Genomic DNA, 14,789 nt, shown 5'->3' with positions numbered 1-14,789 from the left:
CAGTTGCGGGTCGCAAGTCAAGAAACGGCGAAGAACCGATTGAAACAGTCTGCAACAGAGGTGGCGCCCCCGTCGTCATTGAGGTGCAGATGATGGCCACCGGGCAGCACAGTCACCTCGAAAGGCACGCTTTCGAGCAAGGTTTTGTTTTGCGCGAGGATTCCCTCTTCGGCCACGATCAACTGCGCAGGACAGCGGATGGCATTGACGAAAGACAATGCCTGCGAACGTGTCAGACGGATCGGCGACGCCAGGGTCAGGCGGCTGTCGCTGCGCCAAGTATAGCCCCCGGGCACCGGCATCAAGCCACGTTGCGCCAACAGTTCGGCGGCTTCGCGACTGACCGCCACTGCGCCCCTCATTCGTGCTTCGACGGCCCGGTCCATCTCCGCGTAGACCGGCTTGCGCTTGCTCGATTGCGTCAGTTGCGCCTGCAATGCCGCGCCCATGCGCTCGGCTGCGGCCTCGGGTTCGCCCAGTGGCGGGATCAATCCGTCGATCAGCGCCAGACGGTTGACCCGGTCAGGCAGAGAGCCCGCGACGATCACAGAGACGATGGCGCCCAACGAATGCCCCATCAGCGAGAAAGTGTCCCAGCCCATCTGCTGCGCGACCTGCAACACGTCGTGGGCGTAATCCGGCAGACCATAACCAGCGCCGGCCGGACGATGATCGGAGTGGCCATGACCCGCCATGTCCAGCGCCAGAATGCGCAGGCCTTTGAGCTTTGGCGCCAGACGGGCGAAGCTGTTGGCGTTGTCCAGCCAGCCGTGCAGGGCGATGACCGGCTCGCCGTCCTGCGGTCCGAACAGGTGCGCCGCCAATTCGATGTGCGGCAGGCTCAGACGGACTTCTTCGACAGAACAGGTCATGCGTGGGCCCGTTGACGAGAGGCCACGTCAAGGGCGGATTGTGCGCGGGCATCCCAGCGGGAAAACAGGCTCTTGAGCATCTGCGCGGTGTCCTCGGGGTGTTCCAGCGGAAACATATGCCCGCCGGGCACCGAAAGATACTCCCCTTCGCGCATGCTTTTCACCGACAACGCATGGTGACGGCGCACCACGTCGCTCTGCTCGCCGCGCACCATCGCCAGCGGCACCCGCAAATGCCGGGCGATGCCGGGGCTGGTGTGAGGCACGCTACGGTAAATGCTCATCTCGATGGCCGGGTCGAAACGCAGCCGCAACTGCTCGCCATGAGGTTGCAGGCCATGAAGCAGGTAGGCCTCGAAACACTCGGGATCGAACCGACGAAACAGCGTCTTGCCCGAGAAATAATGGCGGGCCGCATCGAGGTCGCTGAACACTTCACGACGCCCCAGCGTGCGGCCGGCCGGGGTGATGCGGTCGATGAAACCGAACCGTTTGGCGGCGCGAATCATCCATTGGTCGAAGCGCGTGAGCACCGGCGAATCAAGCATCACCACCCCGCGATACAGCTCGGGATGGCGCAAGGCCGCGTGGTAGTGCAGCACGCCGCCGAGGGAATGCCCCACGCCCCAGACCGGTTGCGACTGCGCCTGCAAATGGTGAATCAGCTCATCCACCAACGTCGTCCAGTTGTCGGTCACCGGAAAACGCGGGTCGTGGGCATGCTGCGCCAGATGGGTGATTTCATAGTCATCCCCCAGCGCGGCGAACAATTTGCCGTACGTGGCCGAAGGAAAGCCATTGGCGTGAGCGAAAAAAACGTGTTGGGCCATGCCCGCGCATCCCGTGAACCTTGATCAGGGGGCAATTGTGCGCACCGGCTTCCTGTCACAGCAATGACCGGAAGTGCCATCGGTGATGACAGTCCGGTCAACGGCTCAAGATTCAGCGAGCGGGCGGCTGCTCGCCAAGGGGAACGACCGCGACGGTCAGGCGGGAGATGCAGCTGGCCTTGCCGTCGTCGCTGGTCAGGCGGATGTCCCAGACGTGGGTCATGCGGCCGATGTGCACCGGGTGGGCCACGGCGGTCACACGTCCGCTGCGCAAGCCACGGAGGTGGTTGGCGTTGACCTCGATGCCGACGCAGTAATATTTGCTGGTGTCGATGGCCAGGTAGCTCGCCGAAGAGCCGACGGTTTCCGCCAACACCACCGACGCGCCCCCGTGCAACAGGCCATAAGGCTGATGGGTGCGATGATCGACCGCCATGCTAGCCGTCAGGGAATGATCGTCGAACGCCTCAAAGCGGATGTCCAGCAGCTCACCGATGGTGTTTTTCTGCATGGCATTGAGGGCGTCGAGGTTAGGGGTTTCACGCCATAGGCTCATGATATTTCCTTATTATTTGAGGCGGTATTGAAGCGCACCACAAGGTTTCGACGAGCGTAATTCGCTCCCACAGAATCATCCGCCGTCAGCACTATTCTGGGGTCAAACCGGATGCCGAACACCCAGCAGACTCATCGCCCCGGCCAACGGAAAGTCCCCGTCCAGCTGAGCGAGACTGGCAGTGTGCATCGGCTCGGCCTGCTGCAGATTGCCGTGCACCGCCAGACCAATCAACGACCCCACCAGAGGCTGATGACTGACCAGCAGCACGTCGTCCGACGCGTACAGATCCAGATTTTCCAGCACCTTGCGCGGGTCGCTGTCCGGCGTCAACCACGGCACGGTCACCACGGCGTCAGTGAAGCCCAACGCCTGACGCACCAGTTCGGCCGTCTGCTGAGCGCGGACATAGGGGCTGGCGATGATCCAGCGCAGCGGCTGACCCAGCAGATGCGCGGCGCTGACCAGCACCTCTTCACGGCCGTTGGCGGTCAATTCACGTTCGGCATCCGTGCGCGCCCGGGACTGGGCCTCGCCGTGACGCAGAATCCACAGGTTCATAGCTTAGGTTCCTCGTCTCGCACCGGATGGCTGGCTGCAGGCACGGTGTGCGGCGCTTCGCCTTCGGGCGCACGGGGCGCGGGCCAGTCGGCAAACGGCCAGGGTTTCTGGTCGGTGTGGAACGTGCCAAAGCGGCCGATCTGCGCCAGAAACTGACTCAGGCTGTCGCCAAACGACATCATGCTCAGGCTTGGCGCTCCGTAAAACAGGCGGTAGGCCAACTGCACCAGCACCACGACGGCGAGCACCAGCTCGGCGACCTGCCAGACCACCAGAAACACCACCATCCACAGGATGCGCAGCAGGATCGATTCGTGTTGCTTGAATTTGGATTCGTTCAAGGTGTTCTCCACGGGGCCAGAAGCGAAAGGCCGTTGAATCAGTTGAAACCGCTGGTCGAAATGAAATCGACGTCGGTCTTGGGTTCGGCGCGCATCAGCAGTTCGATGACCTGCTCCAGCGTGCGCCCTTCAAAGAGAATCGCATGCAGACCGGCGACCAGCGGCATGTACACCTGCACCTCCTGCGCCTTGGCCTTGAGCACTTTCAGCGTGTTCACGCCCTCGGCCACCTCGCCCAGACGGGTCACGGCCTCATCGAGGCTCAAGCCCTGCCCGAGCGCGAAACCCACCTGATAATTGCGACTTTTCGGGGACGAGCACGTCACGATCAGGTCACCGACCCCCGCCAGCCCCAGGAAGGTCATCGGGTTGGCCCCCTGGCTGACGGCAAACCGGGTCATCTCGGCCAGCGCGCGGGTGATCAACATGCTTTTGGTGTTTTCACCCATGCCCAGGGCGACGGCCATGCCGGAAATGATCGCGTAGACGTTTTTCAGCGCCCCGCCCAGTTCCACGCCAAAACGGTCGGCGCTCGCGTAGACGCGGAAGGTGCGGCCGTGCAAGGCGGCCTGAACCTGCTGACAGAGGTCTTCGTCTTCACTGGCGACCACCGTGGCGGTCAGCGCATGCTCGGCGATCTCGCGGGCGAGGTTCGGCCCGGACAGCACGCCAATCCGCGACTTCGGCGCGATGTCTTCGAGGATTTCGCTCATCAGTTTGAAGGTCTGCGCCTCGATGCCCTTGGTCAGGCTGACCAGCATCTTGCCGGTCAGTAAGTCCACATGGGGCGTCAACACGCTGCGCAAGGCGCTGGAAGGCAACGCCACGAACACCAACTGGCAGGCGCTCAGCACGCTCTTCAGGTCCGTCACCGGCTCCACCGCGTCGAGCACCTTGATGCCTTTGAGGTAGCGCGGGTTCTCGCGATTGACGCGAATCGCCTCGGCCTGCTCAGGGTCACGCATCCATTGCAGAACCCGGTGACCGTTCCCGGCCAGCAGATTGGCCACCGCCGTCCCGAAGCTGCCGCCACCCAGAACTGCGATCGGTTGCTGTTGGGTCATAAAAGCATCCATCTAGAGCCATCGAATCTGGCGATGCCAGCATTATACGGAGCGCTGTGCCCGCCACCAGCGGCAAAACACCACGACGCATCACATAAGCCGATGCCCTACTCTTCATGAGGAAATCGCCTACGGCTCGTTTAAGATGCGCGCACCGGATGAAAATTCCACTGCGGCGCCGATGAGCTATCGTTAGGGCGCTTTCCGATGAGATCAGCCCATGACCCCACCCCATTTCCCGATCCCGGCCCCGTACATTCGATGGCGACACGCATGACCACAGGAGTCCGGCCGTGACCTCGCAACGTGGCTGGAACATCAGCACCCGCACGCAGATACTCAGCCTCGGCCCCGCCCTGCTGCTGACCCTGCTGCTGATCAGCTTCTTTACCGTGGTTCGTATTCAGGACTTGCGACAGGAGCTGACCCACACCGGACAGTTGATTGCCAATCAGCTCGCCCCTGCGTCCGAGTACGGCGTGATCGTGGGCAACGATGACGTGCTCGAAAGCCTGATGAAAGCCACCATGAACACGCCCCATGTGCGCTTTCTCGAAGTTCAGGACAGCGCCGGGAAGGTGCTGGTGCACGTGGAGCAGGCGGCCGAGACCCTTCACGCCCAGCAGATTGAAGTCTTTCAGGCGCCTATCCGGTTGCAGCGGATCAAGAACGAAAGCGATCGCCTCGACGATGCCGACGACCTCGCCAGTGTGCCGGTCGAGGACTACCTCGGACGCGTGCTGGTGGGCATGTCCAGCGATGCGTTCAACGTACGCGAACAGGAAATCCTTCTGAAAGCGGGCATCCTCGCGCTGTTCGCCCTGCTGTTTACCTACATCCTGGCGCGGCGCCTGTCACTGAGCCTGTCCCAACCAATCAGCGCCATGAGCGACGCGGTCAAAGCCATTCAGCATGGCGACTACACCGCGCCGTTGCCGGTCGCGGATGACGCCGAACTGGGGGATCTGGCGCGGCACATCAACAACCTGGCGCTGGGGCTGGAAAAGGCAAGCCGCGAACAGAAAAAAGCCATGGATGAACTGATCCGCACCCGGGAAGAAGCTGAGCGGGCCAACAGTGCGAAATCGGAATTTCTGGCCATGATGAGCCACGAACTGCGCACCCCCATGAATGGCGTGTTGGGCATGTTGCAGTTGATGGAAACCACAAAGATGACCGAGGAGCAGGCTGAATACGCGTCCCTCGCCACCGAGTCCACGGAGCACCTGCTGCGGGTCATCAATGACATCCTCGATTTCTCTCGCTTCGAACGTGATGCCCTGGAATTGGAGAACATTTCCTTCGGTCTCGCCGACCTGATCGCCACCTCGGTGCAGGCGTTTGCCCACAACGCCCAACAGCGAGGACTGGCACTGGAGCTCGACTTGTCGTCGGGGCTTGATCTGTTACGGGTCAAGGGCGACCCGACCCGTATCCGGCAGATTCTGGTGAACCTGATCGGCAACGCCCTGAAATTCACCGAATTTGGCAGCGTGCGGATCGAGACTTCATGGCACGAGCAGGACGCCCAGCACATCCTCTTTACTTGCGCCGTGCGTGACAGCGGTATCGGTATTTCCGCGCAACTGCTGGAATCGATGTTCGACGCTTTTCAGCAAGCCGACAACTCGATCTCCCGACGCTACGGCGGCACCGGCCTGGGCCTGCCCATCGCGCGAAACCTGGCCGAGCGCATGGGCGGGTCGCTGGAGGCCGAAAGCAGCGAAGGCATCGGCTCGGTGTTTACCCTGCAAATTCCCTTGCAGCGGGTGCATCACGAAGAGCCACCCCCGCTGGCTGGCACCGTGGGCGATTTGCCTGCGGAACGTGACGGCTGCGTCCTGCTGGTCGAGGACAACCCGGTCAATCGCACCGTGGTCGAAGCCATGTTGCGCAGCCTGGGCCTGGAGGTGAGTGTGGCCGGCGATGGCGCCGAAGCGGTCAGCATGGCCAGCAAGGAAAAATACGCGCTGATCCTGATGGATTGCCGACTGCCGGTCATGGACGGCTATGAAGCGACACGACGGATTCGTGAACTTCCGGGCCTCGACACGCTGCCCATCATCGCGCTGACTGCCAATGCCCGGCACGGCGATCGGGACCTTTGTCTGCAATCCGGCATGAACGATTACCTGGCCAAACCCTTCAAACGTGCTGATTTACAGCAGGTTTTACAGCGCTGGCTGACCATTAAGCCATCTGCGACTGGCGATAAATGATAAATTGCGGCAGTCTTGTGTGCCGTGATCGACCCGCGACAACGCGCGGACGGACAATTTCAGTGCACAGGTGTACATTCATTTCGCCTGTGCTGTGACTTTCACCACAACGCAATAGTCTATGAGTAGGCTGCCAGCGGGGGATCAACCCTCATGGCCAGATTGGGTAAGAACTGCCACACCCTGCCGCACAGGATTATCGAGGAGCTCGCATGACCAAACAAAACGCCTTTACCCGGGAAGACTTGCTGCGCTGCAGTCGCGGTGAGCTGTTCGGCCCAGGTAACGCGCAACTGCCCGCCCCTAACATGCTGATGATGGACCGCATCGTTCATATCAGTGAAGAAGGCGGCAAGTTCGGCAAAGGTGAATTGGTCGCCGAACTGGATATCACTCCAGACCTGTGGTTCTTCGGCTGTCACTTCGAAGGCGATCCGGTGATGCCAGGCTGCCTGGGCCTCGACGCCATGTGGCAACTGGTCGGTTTTTTCCTGGGCTGGCAAGGCCTGCCGGGCCGTGGCCGTGCGCTGGGTTCGGGCGAAGTGAAATTCTTCGGCCAAGTCCTGCCGACCGCCAAGAAGGTCACCTACAACATTCACATCAAGCGCGTCCTCAAAGGCAAGCTGAACCTGGCCATCGCCGACGGTTCGGTCAGTGTCGACGGCCGCGAAATCTACACCGCCGAAGGCCTTCGGGTCGGCGTGTTCACCTCCACTGACAATTTCTAAGGGTATTCGCATGCGCCGCGTCGTTATCACTGGTCTGGGCATTGTTTCCTGCTTGGGCAATGACAAAGACACCGTTTCCGCCAACCTGCGTGCAAGCCGCCCTGGCATCCGTTTCAACCCGGAATATGCCGAAATGGGCCTGCGCAGCCAGGTGTCCGGTTCCGTCGATCTGAACGTGCCAGGCGAAGAGCCGGTGTCGGTCGATAAAAACCTTGAGCGATTGATCGACCGCAAGGTCGTCCGCTTCGTTGGCCACGCTGCCGGGTACGCCTACCTGGCGATGAAGGACGCGATCAAGGATTCCGGTCTGACCGAAGAGCAAGTGTCCAACCCGCGCACCGGCCTGATCGCCGGTTCCGGTGGCGCTTCGACCCTGAACCAGATGGAAGCGTTGGACATCCTGCGCGAAAAAGGCGTCAAGCGCGTCGGTCCGTACCGCGTGACCCGCACCATGAGCAGCACCGTTTCGGCTTGCCTGGCAACGCCGTTCAAGATCAAGGGCCTGAACTATTCCATCGCTTCCGCCTGCGCCACCAGCGCGCATTGCATCGGCGCAGCCATGGAACAGATCCAGCTGGGCAAACAGGATGTCGTTTTCGCCGGTGGTGGTGAAGAAGAACACTGGAGCCAATCGTTCCTGTTCGATGCCATGAACGCCCTGTCGACCAAGCGCAACGAAACCCCTGAAAAGTCCTCCCGCGCCTACGATGCAGACCGTGACGGTTTTGTGATCGCGGGCGGCGGCGGCATGGTCGTGGTCGAGGAGCTGGAACACGCTCTAGCTCGCGGCGCGACAATCTACGCGGAACTGGTCGGTTACGGCGCGACCTCCGACGGCTACGACATGGTCGCCCCAAGCGGCGAAGGCGCCATCCGCTGCATGCAGCAGGCGCTGGCCACCGTTGACGGCAAGATCGACTACCTGAACACCCACGGCACCTCGACTCCGGTCGGCGACGTCGCGGAAATGAAAGGCGTGCGTGAAGTGTTCGGCACCGACGCGCCGGCCATCAGCTCCACCAAGAGCCTGTCGGGTCACTCCCTGGGCGCCGCAGGCGTTCACGAAGCGATCTACTGCATGCTGATGATGGAAGGCAACTTCATGGCCGGTTCGGCGAACATCGACGAGCTGGACCCGGCTGTCGCTGACCTGCCGATCCTGACCAAGACCCGTGAAAACACGGAGCTGAACCTGGTCATGAGCAACAGCTTCGGCTTCGGCGGCACCAACGCCACGCTGGTCATGAAGCGCTGGACCGGCAAGTAATTCGAGCCGATCCCCGCATGTGAACAAGGCGCCTTTCGAGGCGCCTTTTTCATGCGCAAGCGCTTCTGCCGAAGCACAGACGATCCAGACGCCACGGTTTATGCTGCGTACTCTGTTTCCACGTTCATCGAGAGCCCTGACATGTTGACCATCACACCCCGCGCAGAAGACGTCGAAGGCCAGCCGATCCTCCGCCCCCTGCCCTCTGCGCAATGCCGCAGCGTCGGCCCCTTCGTGTTTTTTGATCACATGCTGGAAACGACCTACGCGCCTGGCACCGGCATGGACATCCGCCAGCACCCTCACATCGGCCTGTCGACCCTGACCTACCTCTTCGAGGGCGAGGTTCATCACAAGGACAGCCTTGGCAGCGATCAACACGTGAAGCCCGGCGATGTCAGCTGGATGACGGCAGGTCGCGCCATCGCCCACATCGAACGCACGCCGCAGGCGCTGCACGACAGCGGCTCGCGGCTGCACGGCTTGCAAGTCTGGCTCGCCTCGCCCAAGGAACATGAGCAGGGTGTCGGCCACTACAGTCATCACCCGGCTGACAGCCTGCCCGTGAATGACGGCATGGGCATCGCCATCCGGATGATTGCGGGCACCGGTTTCTGCCTCACCTCGCCCGTACCCGTGCTGTCATCGACGCTGTATGCCGAGCTGACCATGCAGACAGCCACGACCCTGCTGATCCCGGCCGACCATGAGCAGCGGGCGTTGTACGTGATTGAAGGGGACATGGCGCTGGATGGCGAACCGGTGGCGCCTAACACGCTGGTGGTGCTGGAACCGGGAACCGAGCCGACCCTGTGCGCGAACAGTGAATCCCACGCGGTTCTGATCGGCGGCGCGCCGCTGGATGGGCCACGGCGAATGAACTGGAACTTCGTCGCCAGCGACCCTGCGTTGATCGATCAGGCGAGAGCAAAATGGGCAGCGGGAGATTGGCCAACCGTGCCAGGGGAAGTGGCGCGGATAGAGCTCCCCAAGAGCAGATAAAAGCAGTTGGGAGCTACAAGCTGCAAGTCGGAGCGGCGCCCATCTGACTTGCAGCTTGAAGCTTGAAGCTTGAAGCTTAAGGCTGCTGTTGGAAGACCTCATCCAGCAGGTTGTGCATCGCGGTAAACGCGCGCTTCGACACGGTCGGGTTGTACATCTGGACGCCCGGGTTGTTAGCGTGCGGATCGGTGAACGAGTGGAACGCGCCGCCGTAACTCAGCAATTGCCAGTCGACGTTGGCCGCATTCATTTCCGCTTCGAAGGCAGGCAGCTGCTCTTTTGGCACCAATGGGTCGGACGCGCCGTGCAGCACCAGCACTTTGCCTTTGATGTTCTTGGCATCGGCCGGGTTAGTAGTGTCCAGCGTGCCGTGGAACGACACCGCAGCCTTCAACGGAGCGCCAGTGCGCGCCAGTTCCAGCGCACAGCAACCGCCGAAGCAGAAGCCGAAGGTCGCCAGACGGCCCGTGTCCACGGCAGCCGTGGATTGAGCGGTCAATTGATCCAACGCGGCCTGCATGCGCTTGTTCAACAGCGTGCGATCAGCCTTCAGCGGTCCCATCGCGGCGATCGCCTGATCGGCATTGGTCGGACGCACGCCCTGCCCGTACAGGTCAGCCAACAACACCACATAACCCTTGCTGGCCACTTGCTTGGCGATCTGCTCGGCGTCTTCACTGATGCCCATCCAGTTTGGCGCCATGACCAAACCCGGAGCCGCTTTTGCGCCCTCGCTGAACACCAGACGACTTTCGTAATTCTGGCCGTCAATCTGATACACCACGGACTGCACAGTAACGTTGCTCATTGCTGACTCCTGCTGTTGAGAATGTGGGGGAATCAAATGACAAAACCCGCCGAAGCGGGTTTTGACGGGTTTCGAGGTTAGACCGAGAGCTCGACCAACAACTTGTTCAAACGACGCACATACGCCGCCGGGTCTTTCAAGCTGTCGCCCGCGGCCAGTGCCGCCTGGTCGAACAGGATGTGCGACAACTCGCTGAAGCGGTCTTCGCTCTGTTCGTTGTCCAGCTTGCCGATCAATGGATGAGTCGGGTTGAATTCGAAGATCGGCTTGGAGTCTGGCACTTTCTGACCGCTGGCTTCCAGGATCTGGCGCATCTGCAGGCCAAGGTCCTGCTCGCCGATGGCCAGAATCGCAGGCGAATCGGTCAGGCGGTGAGAAACGCGCACCTCGCTGACGGCGTCACCCAAGGCGGCTTTCAGGCGCTCGATCAAACCTTCCTTGTCCTTGGCGACTTCTTCCTGAGCCTTCTTGTCCTCTTCCGAGTCCAGCTTGCCCAGGTCCAGATCGCCACGGGCGACGTCGACAAAACCCTTGCCGTCGAAGTCGCTCAGGTAGCTCATCAGCCACTCGTCGATGCGGTCGGTCAGCAGCAGCACTTCGATGCCTTTCTTGCGGAAGACTTCCAGGTGCGGGCTGTTCTTGACCTGCGCATAGCTTTCGCCAGTGAGGTAGTAAATCTTGTCCTGACCTTCCTTGGCGCGTGCCAAGTAGTCAGCCAGCGACACGCTCTGCTCGCCATTCTCGTCGGAAGTCGCGGCGAAACGCAGCAGGCCGGCGATCTTCTCTTTGTTGGCGAAGTCTTCGGCGGGGCCTTCTTTCATCACCTGACCGAAGTTTTTCCAGAAGCCTTTGTATTCTTCCGGCTGGTTCTTCGCCAGTTTTTCCAGCATGTCCAGCACGCGCTTGGTCAGTGCGGACTTCATCGAATCGATGATCGGGTCTTTCTGCAGAATTTCACGAGACACGTTCAGCGACAGGTCGTTGGAGTCCACCACACCCTTGATGAAGCGCAGGTACAGCGGCAGGAACGACTCGGCCTGATCCATGACGAACACGCGCTGCACGTACAACTTCAGACCACGCGGCGCTTCACGCTGATACAGGTCGAAGGGCGCACGGGCCGGGACGTACAACAGCGAGTTGTACTCAAGCTTGCCTTCGACCTTGTTGTGGCTCCAGCTCAGCGGGTTCTCGAAATCGTGGGCAATGTGCTTGTAGAACTCCTGGTATTCCTCGTCCTTCACCTCGGTGCGAGGACGGGTCCACAGGGCGCTGGCGCGGTTGACGGTTTCCCATTCTTCCGCTGGGGCAGGCTCGCCTTCCACGGCGTTCTGCTCTTTCGGCAATTCGATCGGCAGGGCGATGTGGTCGGAGTACTTCTTGATGATGTTGCGCAGACGATAGCCGTCAGCGAATTCGTTTTCGGCCGGTTTGAGGTGCAGCACGATACGGGTGCCACGATCGGCCTTCTCGACGGTGGCCACTTCAAAGTCGCCCTCGCCTTTCGAAGACCAGTGCACGCCTTCGCTGGCAGGCGTACCGGCACGACGGCTGTACACGTCCACCTTATCGGCGACGATGAAGGCCGAATAGAAGCCCACGCCGAACTGACCGATCAGGTGCGAGTCTTTCTTCTGATCACCGGTCAGGTTCTTCATGAAATCAGCGGTGCCGGATTTGGCGATGGTGCCCAGGTGGGTGATCACATCGTCGCGGTTCATGCCAATGCCGTTGTCTTCGAGGGTGACGGTTTGCGCGTCCTTGTCGAAGCTCACACGGATTTTCAGCTCGGCGCCACCTTCCAGCAACTCCGGACTGGACAGCGCTTCGAAGCGCAGCTTGTCCACGGCGTCGGAGGCGTTGGAAATCAGCTCGCGGAGGAAGATCTCCTTGTTCGAGTACAACGAATGGATCATGAGGTGCAGCAGCTGCTTCACCTCGGTCTGGAAGCCCAGGGTTTCCTTTTGAGTTTCCACACTCATGGTCATCAAACTCCAATCAGTCCATACAAATAGGGGTGGCCGTCCAAAGCGTCTGCCGGGGGCTGGACGACGGGTTGTCATCAAGGTGGGGGCTGGGTGGGGGATTTCAAGAGCCTGTGAGGCAGGGAATCACAATCTTCACGTGTCATGAGTGAATGGGTTTCTGCGTGAAGCGCCGGGAATAACGCAGCATAAACGATTAACCTGCGTGGTGTAGACGCGCCGTAACGTGACTGAAACAGGCATTCATTAATCCTGCTCAATAATGGAACTAACGTTATAAGCATGCGTTCGAAGGCTCGTAGATATTCAATAAGGAGAAACACCCCATGCGTAAGACTTTAGCCATTGCCCTCATGCTTTCTGCCACCTTGGGCCTCGCCGCCTGCGACAAAAAATCCGAGGATAAACAACAGGATGCCAACAAGGCAGCCCAGCAGTCTCAAGAGTCGATGCAGAAGGCTCAGGACAAAGTGAACGACGCCGCCAAAGAAAGTCAGGAAGCTGCGCAGAAGAATGCCGAAGCCGCTCAAGAGCGCGCCAAAGAGACCAACCAGCAAACGCCTGCACCAACTAAGCCGTAAGTTCCAAAGTTTCCAAAAAATAAAGCCCGCATTTAGCGGGCTTTATTTTTATTTCGAGAAAGTGGGCAACCCGGCGGCTCAGCGCCTGTGCTGCCCTTCCCTTTACGCCAGCGCTTCGCTGGGCTTGCCGAGCACACGGTCGATCACGAACGCACCGAACAACGTGATCAGCGATGGAATCAACCACGCCAACCCCTGCTCGCTCAACGGCAGATGAGCCACCGCGTCAGGCAGGTAGTCACCCAGTCCCGACCCCTTGATCGCATCGATCATCCCGAACAACAACGACACCAACATCACCGGCGCAACGACACGCCCCTGCGCCTGCCAGAAATCCTTGCAGAAGCTCAAGGCTACCAATGCGATGCACGGTGGATAGATCGCCGTCAGAACCGGGATGGAGAACTGGATCAGTTTGGTCAGGCCGAGGTTCGACACGAGCAGCGAGAACGCGGCCAGCAGGATCACCAGGGTTTTGTAAGACAGCGGCAACACGCGGCTGAAATACTCGGCGCAGGCACAGGTCAGCCCCACCGCCGTGACCAGACAGGCCAGCGAAATCAGTACCGCCAGGAAACCACTGCCCAGCGAACCGAAGGTGTGCTGAACGTAAGCGTGGAGCACTGCGGCGCCGTTGGTGGCCGTCGCGGCGACGGCATGACTGCCGGAACCCAGACGGAACAGGCTGATGTACACCAGCGCCAGCCCTACCCCGGCGATCAAACCCGCGATGATCGCGTAGCGGGTGATCAGCCGTGGCGATTCGACGCCACGGGAGCGGATCGCGTTGACGATGACAATGCCAAAGACCAGCGCACCGAGGGTGTCCATGGTCAGGTAACCATTGATGAACCCTTGGGAGAACGGCGCCGCCACATACGCAGGCTGTGCCGTCCCGACCTCACCCGCAGGCAAGGCGAACGCAGCGATGCCCAGCACGGCCAGGGCGACGATTTTCAACGGCGCCAGAAAACGCCCGACCGTGTCCAGCAAACGGCCGGGGTACAGCGAGACCCAGAACACCAGCAGGAAATACACGAGGCTATAAAGGAAGAGCGCCAGCGGGCTTTCGCCGGTCAACGGCGCCAGCCCCACTTCGAACGACACCGTCGCAGTGCGCGGGGTGGCGAACAAAGGACCCACCGACAGATAACAGACCGCCGCGAGAATCGTCCCGGCCACTTTGCCGATGGGACTGCTCAGCGTGTCCATCGCGCCGCCCACCTTGGCCAGCGCAATCACCGTGACCACTGGCAGGCCAACAGCCGTGACGAGAAAGCCCAGCGCCGCCATCCACACATGAGGACCGGCCTGCAAGCCAACGATAGGGGGGAAAATGATATTGCCAGCACCCACGAACAACGCAAACGTCATGAAACCCAATGCCAGGATGTCCTGACCTTTCAACACTTTCATCAAAGAAACCACACTGCTGAATCGGAATTAAGAAGAGGATTTCCCAAAGGGTCGAGGGAAATGCGGCCCATCCTTCTGAGACAGACCCGCCGCATGCCGTAGCCCCTTATGAGGGCCAGACCTGCAAAATGGCGCGTAGCCTACCCTATTTGCCGCACTAATACAGGGCAGAGCGACCGCTGAACGCACGTTCGCGTCGCATTTCGGAAAGGTCCTACAGCACAGTCTTTTTGCGAGGATTAACTGCCCAGCCCTGAGGCGACACATGCGCTAGAGCTGTAGGAGCGAATTCATTCGCGAATCGGGAGGACAAACGATGCATCTTTGTCGCCTGAACATCTTTCGCGAATAAATTCGCTCCCACAGGGAAATTGAGGTGTGTCAGAAAAATCTGCGAACCTGCGAAGAGCGTTAGCTCCAGCCAGATGCCGTTGCTCTTCAAGCACCATGGATCAGACGCCGCCGAACGCGACTTGGGTGCAGGCCGAACGCAGGCGGCGCGGAGTGGGTCGAGCGGCATGGATGCCGCGAGAGCGCCGCAAGGACATGGATGTCCGTT

At 60.5% G+C, this 14,789-nt stretch carries 13 protein-coding genes and 2 pseudogenes; 6 read left to right on the top strand and 9 right to left on the bottom strand.

Features of this window, described 5'->3' with window-relative positions; genetic code table 11:
* Positions 1-17: 17 nt before the first annotated feature.
* From ACIQAL_RS26710 to ACIQAL_RS26685, 6 genes are all read right to left on the bottom strand, one after another.
* Positions 18-872: an alpha/beta fold hydrolase gene (locus tag ACIQAL_RS26710; RefSeq protein WP_401150633.1), complete on the bottom strand. Its 855-nt coding sequence runs from the start codon at positions 870-872 to the stop codon at positions 18-20.
* Positions 869-1,702: an alpha/beta fold hydrolase gene (locus ACIQAL_RS26705; protein WP_401150630.1), complete on the bottom strand. Its 834-nt coding sequence runs from the start codon at positions 1,700-1,702 to the stop codon at positions 869-871. The genes ACIQAL_RS26710 and ACIQAL_RS26705 overlap by 4 nt, the downstream gene beginning before the upstream one ends.
* 112 nt (positions 1,703-1,814) lie before the next feature.
* A complete protein-coding gene (locus ACIQAL_RS26700) occupies positions 1,815-2,258 on the bottom strand; it encodes a hotdog fold thioesterase (RefSeq protein ID WP_401150628.1) in 444 nt (147 codons plus the stop codon).
* A 102-nt stretch (positions 2,259-2,360) separates the two neighbouring features.
* Positions 2,361-2,819 carry a phosphohistidine phosphatase SixA gene (gene sixA / locus ACIQAL_RS26695; RefSeq protein ID WP_401150625.1) on the bottom strand — a complete coding sequence of 153 codons (459 nt, stop codon included), beginning with the start codon at positions 2,817-2,819 and terminating at the stop codon, positions 2,361-2,363.
* The gene (locus tag ACIQAL_RS26690) at positions 2,816-3,160 is read right to left on the bottom strand and encodes a DUF4389 domain-containing protein (RefSeq protein WP_341958766.1); all 345 of its coding nucleotides are present in this window, start codon (positions 3,158-3,160) and stop codon (positions 2,816-2,818) included. The genes sixA and ACIQAL_RS26690 overlap by 4 nt, the downstream gene beginning before the upstream one ends.
* Positions 3,161-3,198: 38 nt before the next feature.
* Entirely contained in the window at positions 3,199-4,224 is a 1,026-nt protein-coding gene (locus ACIQAL_RS26685; RefSeq protein WP_401150621.1) for an NAD(P)H-dependent glycerol-3-phosphate dehydrogenase, read from the bottom strand.
* A 293-nt stretch (positions 4,225-4,517) separates the two neighbouring features.
* Between ACIQAL_RS26685 and ACIQAL_RS26680 the strand changes: the two are divergent.
* From ACIQAL_RS26680 to ACIQAL_RS26660, 5 genes and pseudogenes are all read left to right on the top strand, one after another.
* Positions 4,518-5,991, top strand: a pseudogene (locus ACIQAL_RS26680) (ATP-binding protein); the annotation flags it as partial.
* Between the two features lie 68 nt (positions 5,992-6,059).
* A pseudogene (locus tag ACIQAL_RS26675) lies at positions 6,060-6,443 on the top strand (response regulator); the annotation flags it as partial.
* A gap of 212 nt (positions 6,444-6,655) precedes the next feature.
* Positions 6,656-7,171 (top strand): 3-hydroxyacyl-[acyl-carrier-protein] dehydratase FabA, encoded by a 516-nt coding sequence (fabA, locus tag ACIQAL_RS26670; protein ID WP_166598593.1) that lies wholly within the window; start codon positions 6,656-6,658, stop codon positions 7,169-7,171.
* Positions 7,172-7,181: 10 nt separating this feature from the next.
* A complete protein-coding gene (gene fabB / locus ACIQAL_RS26665; RefSeq protein ID WP_401150618.1) occupies positions 7,182-8,438 on the top strand; it encodes a beta-ketoacyl-ACP synthase I in 1,257 nt (418 codons plus the stop codon).
* Between the two features lie 141 nt (positions 8,439-8,579).
* The gene (locus ACIQAL_RS26660; protein WP_401150615.1) at positions 8,580-9,440 is read left to right on the top strand and encodes a pirin family protein; all 861 of its coding nucleotides are present in this window, start codon (positions 8,580-8,582) and stop codon (positions 9,438-9,440) included.
* 76 nt (positions 9,441-9,516) lie between these two features.
* Here the strand turns inward: ACIQAL_RS26660 and ACIQAL_RS26655 are convergent, their stop codons facing one another.
* Both ACIQAL_RS26655 and htpG read right to left on the bottom strand, forming a co-directional pair.
* A complete protein-coding gene (locus tag ACIQAL_RS26655; protein WP_401150612.1) occupies positions 9,517-10,248 on the bottom strand; it encodes a dienelactone hydrolase family protein in 732 nt (243 codons plus the stop codon).
* 77 nt (positions 10,249-10,325) lie between these two features.
* A complete protein-coding gene (htpG, locus tag ACIQAL_RS26650) occupies positions 10,326-12,230 on the bottom strand; it encodes a molecular chaperone HtpG (protein ID WP_401150610.1) in 1,905 nt (634 codons plus the stop codon).
* A 329-nt stretch (positions 12,231-12,559) separates the two neighbouring features.
* On the opposite strand from htpG, the gene ACIQAL_RS26645 reads away from it, so the two are divergent.
* Complete coding sequence (locus tag ACIQAL_RS26645; RefSeq protein WP_166598597.1) at positions 12,560-12,814, top strand: hypothetical protein; 255 nt, start codon at positions 12,560-12,562, stop codon at positions 12,812-12,814.
* 102 nt (positions 12,815-12,916) lie between these two features.
* Here the strand turns inward: ACIQAL_RS26645 and brnQ are convergent, their stop codons facing one another.
* Complete coding sequence (gene brnQ, locus ACIQAL_RS26640; RefSeq protein ID WP_401150608.1) at positions 12,917-14,230, bottom strand: branched-chain amino acid transport system II carrier protein; 1,314 nt, start codon at positions 14,228-14,230, stop codon at positions 12,917-12,919.
* Between the last annotated feature and the right edge of the window lie 559 nt (positions 14,231-14,789).

Origin of the sequence: Pseudomonas sp. NPDC088368 (genome assembly GCF_044753445.1) — a bacterium.
GTDB lineage: Bacteria > Pseudomonadota > Gammaproteobacteria > Pseudomonadales > Pseudomonadaceae > Aquipseudomonas > Aquipseudomonas bambusae.
This window is presented reverse-complemented; position numbering and strand designations above follow the sequence as displayed.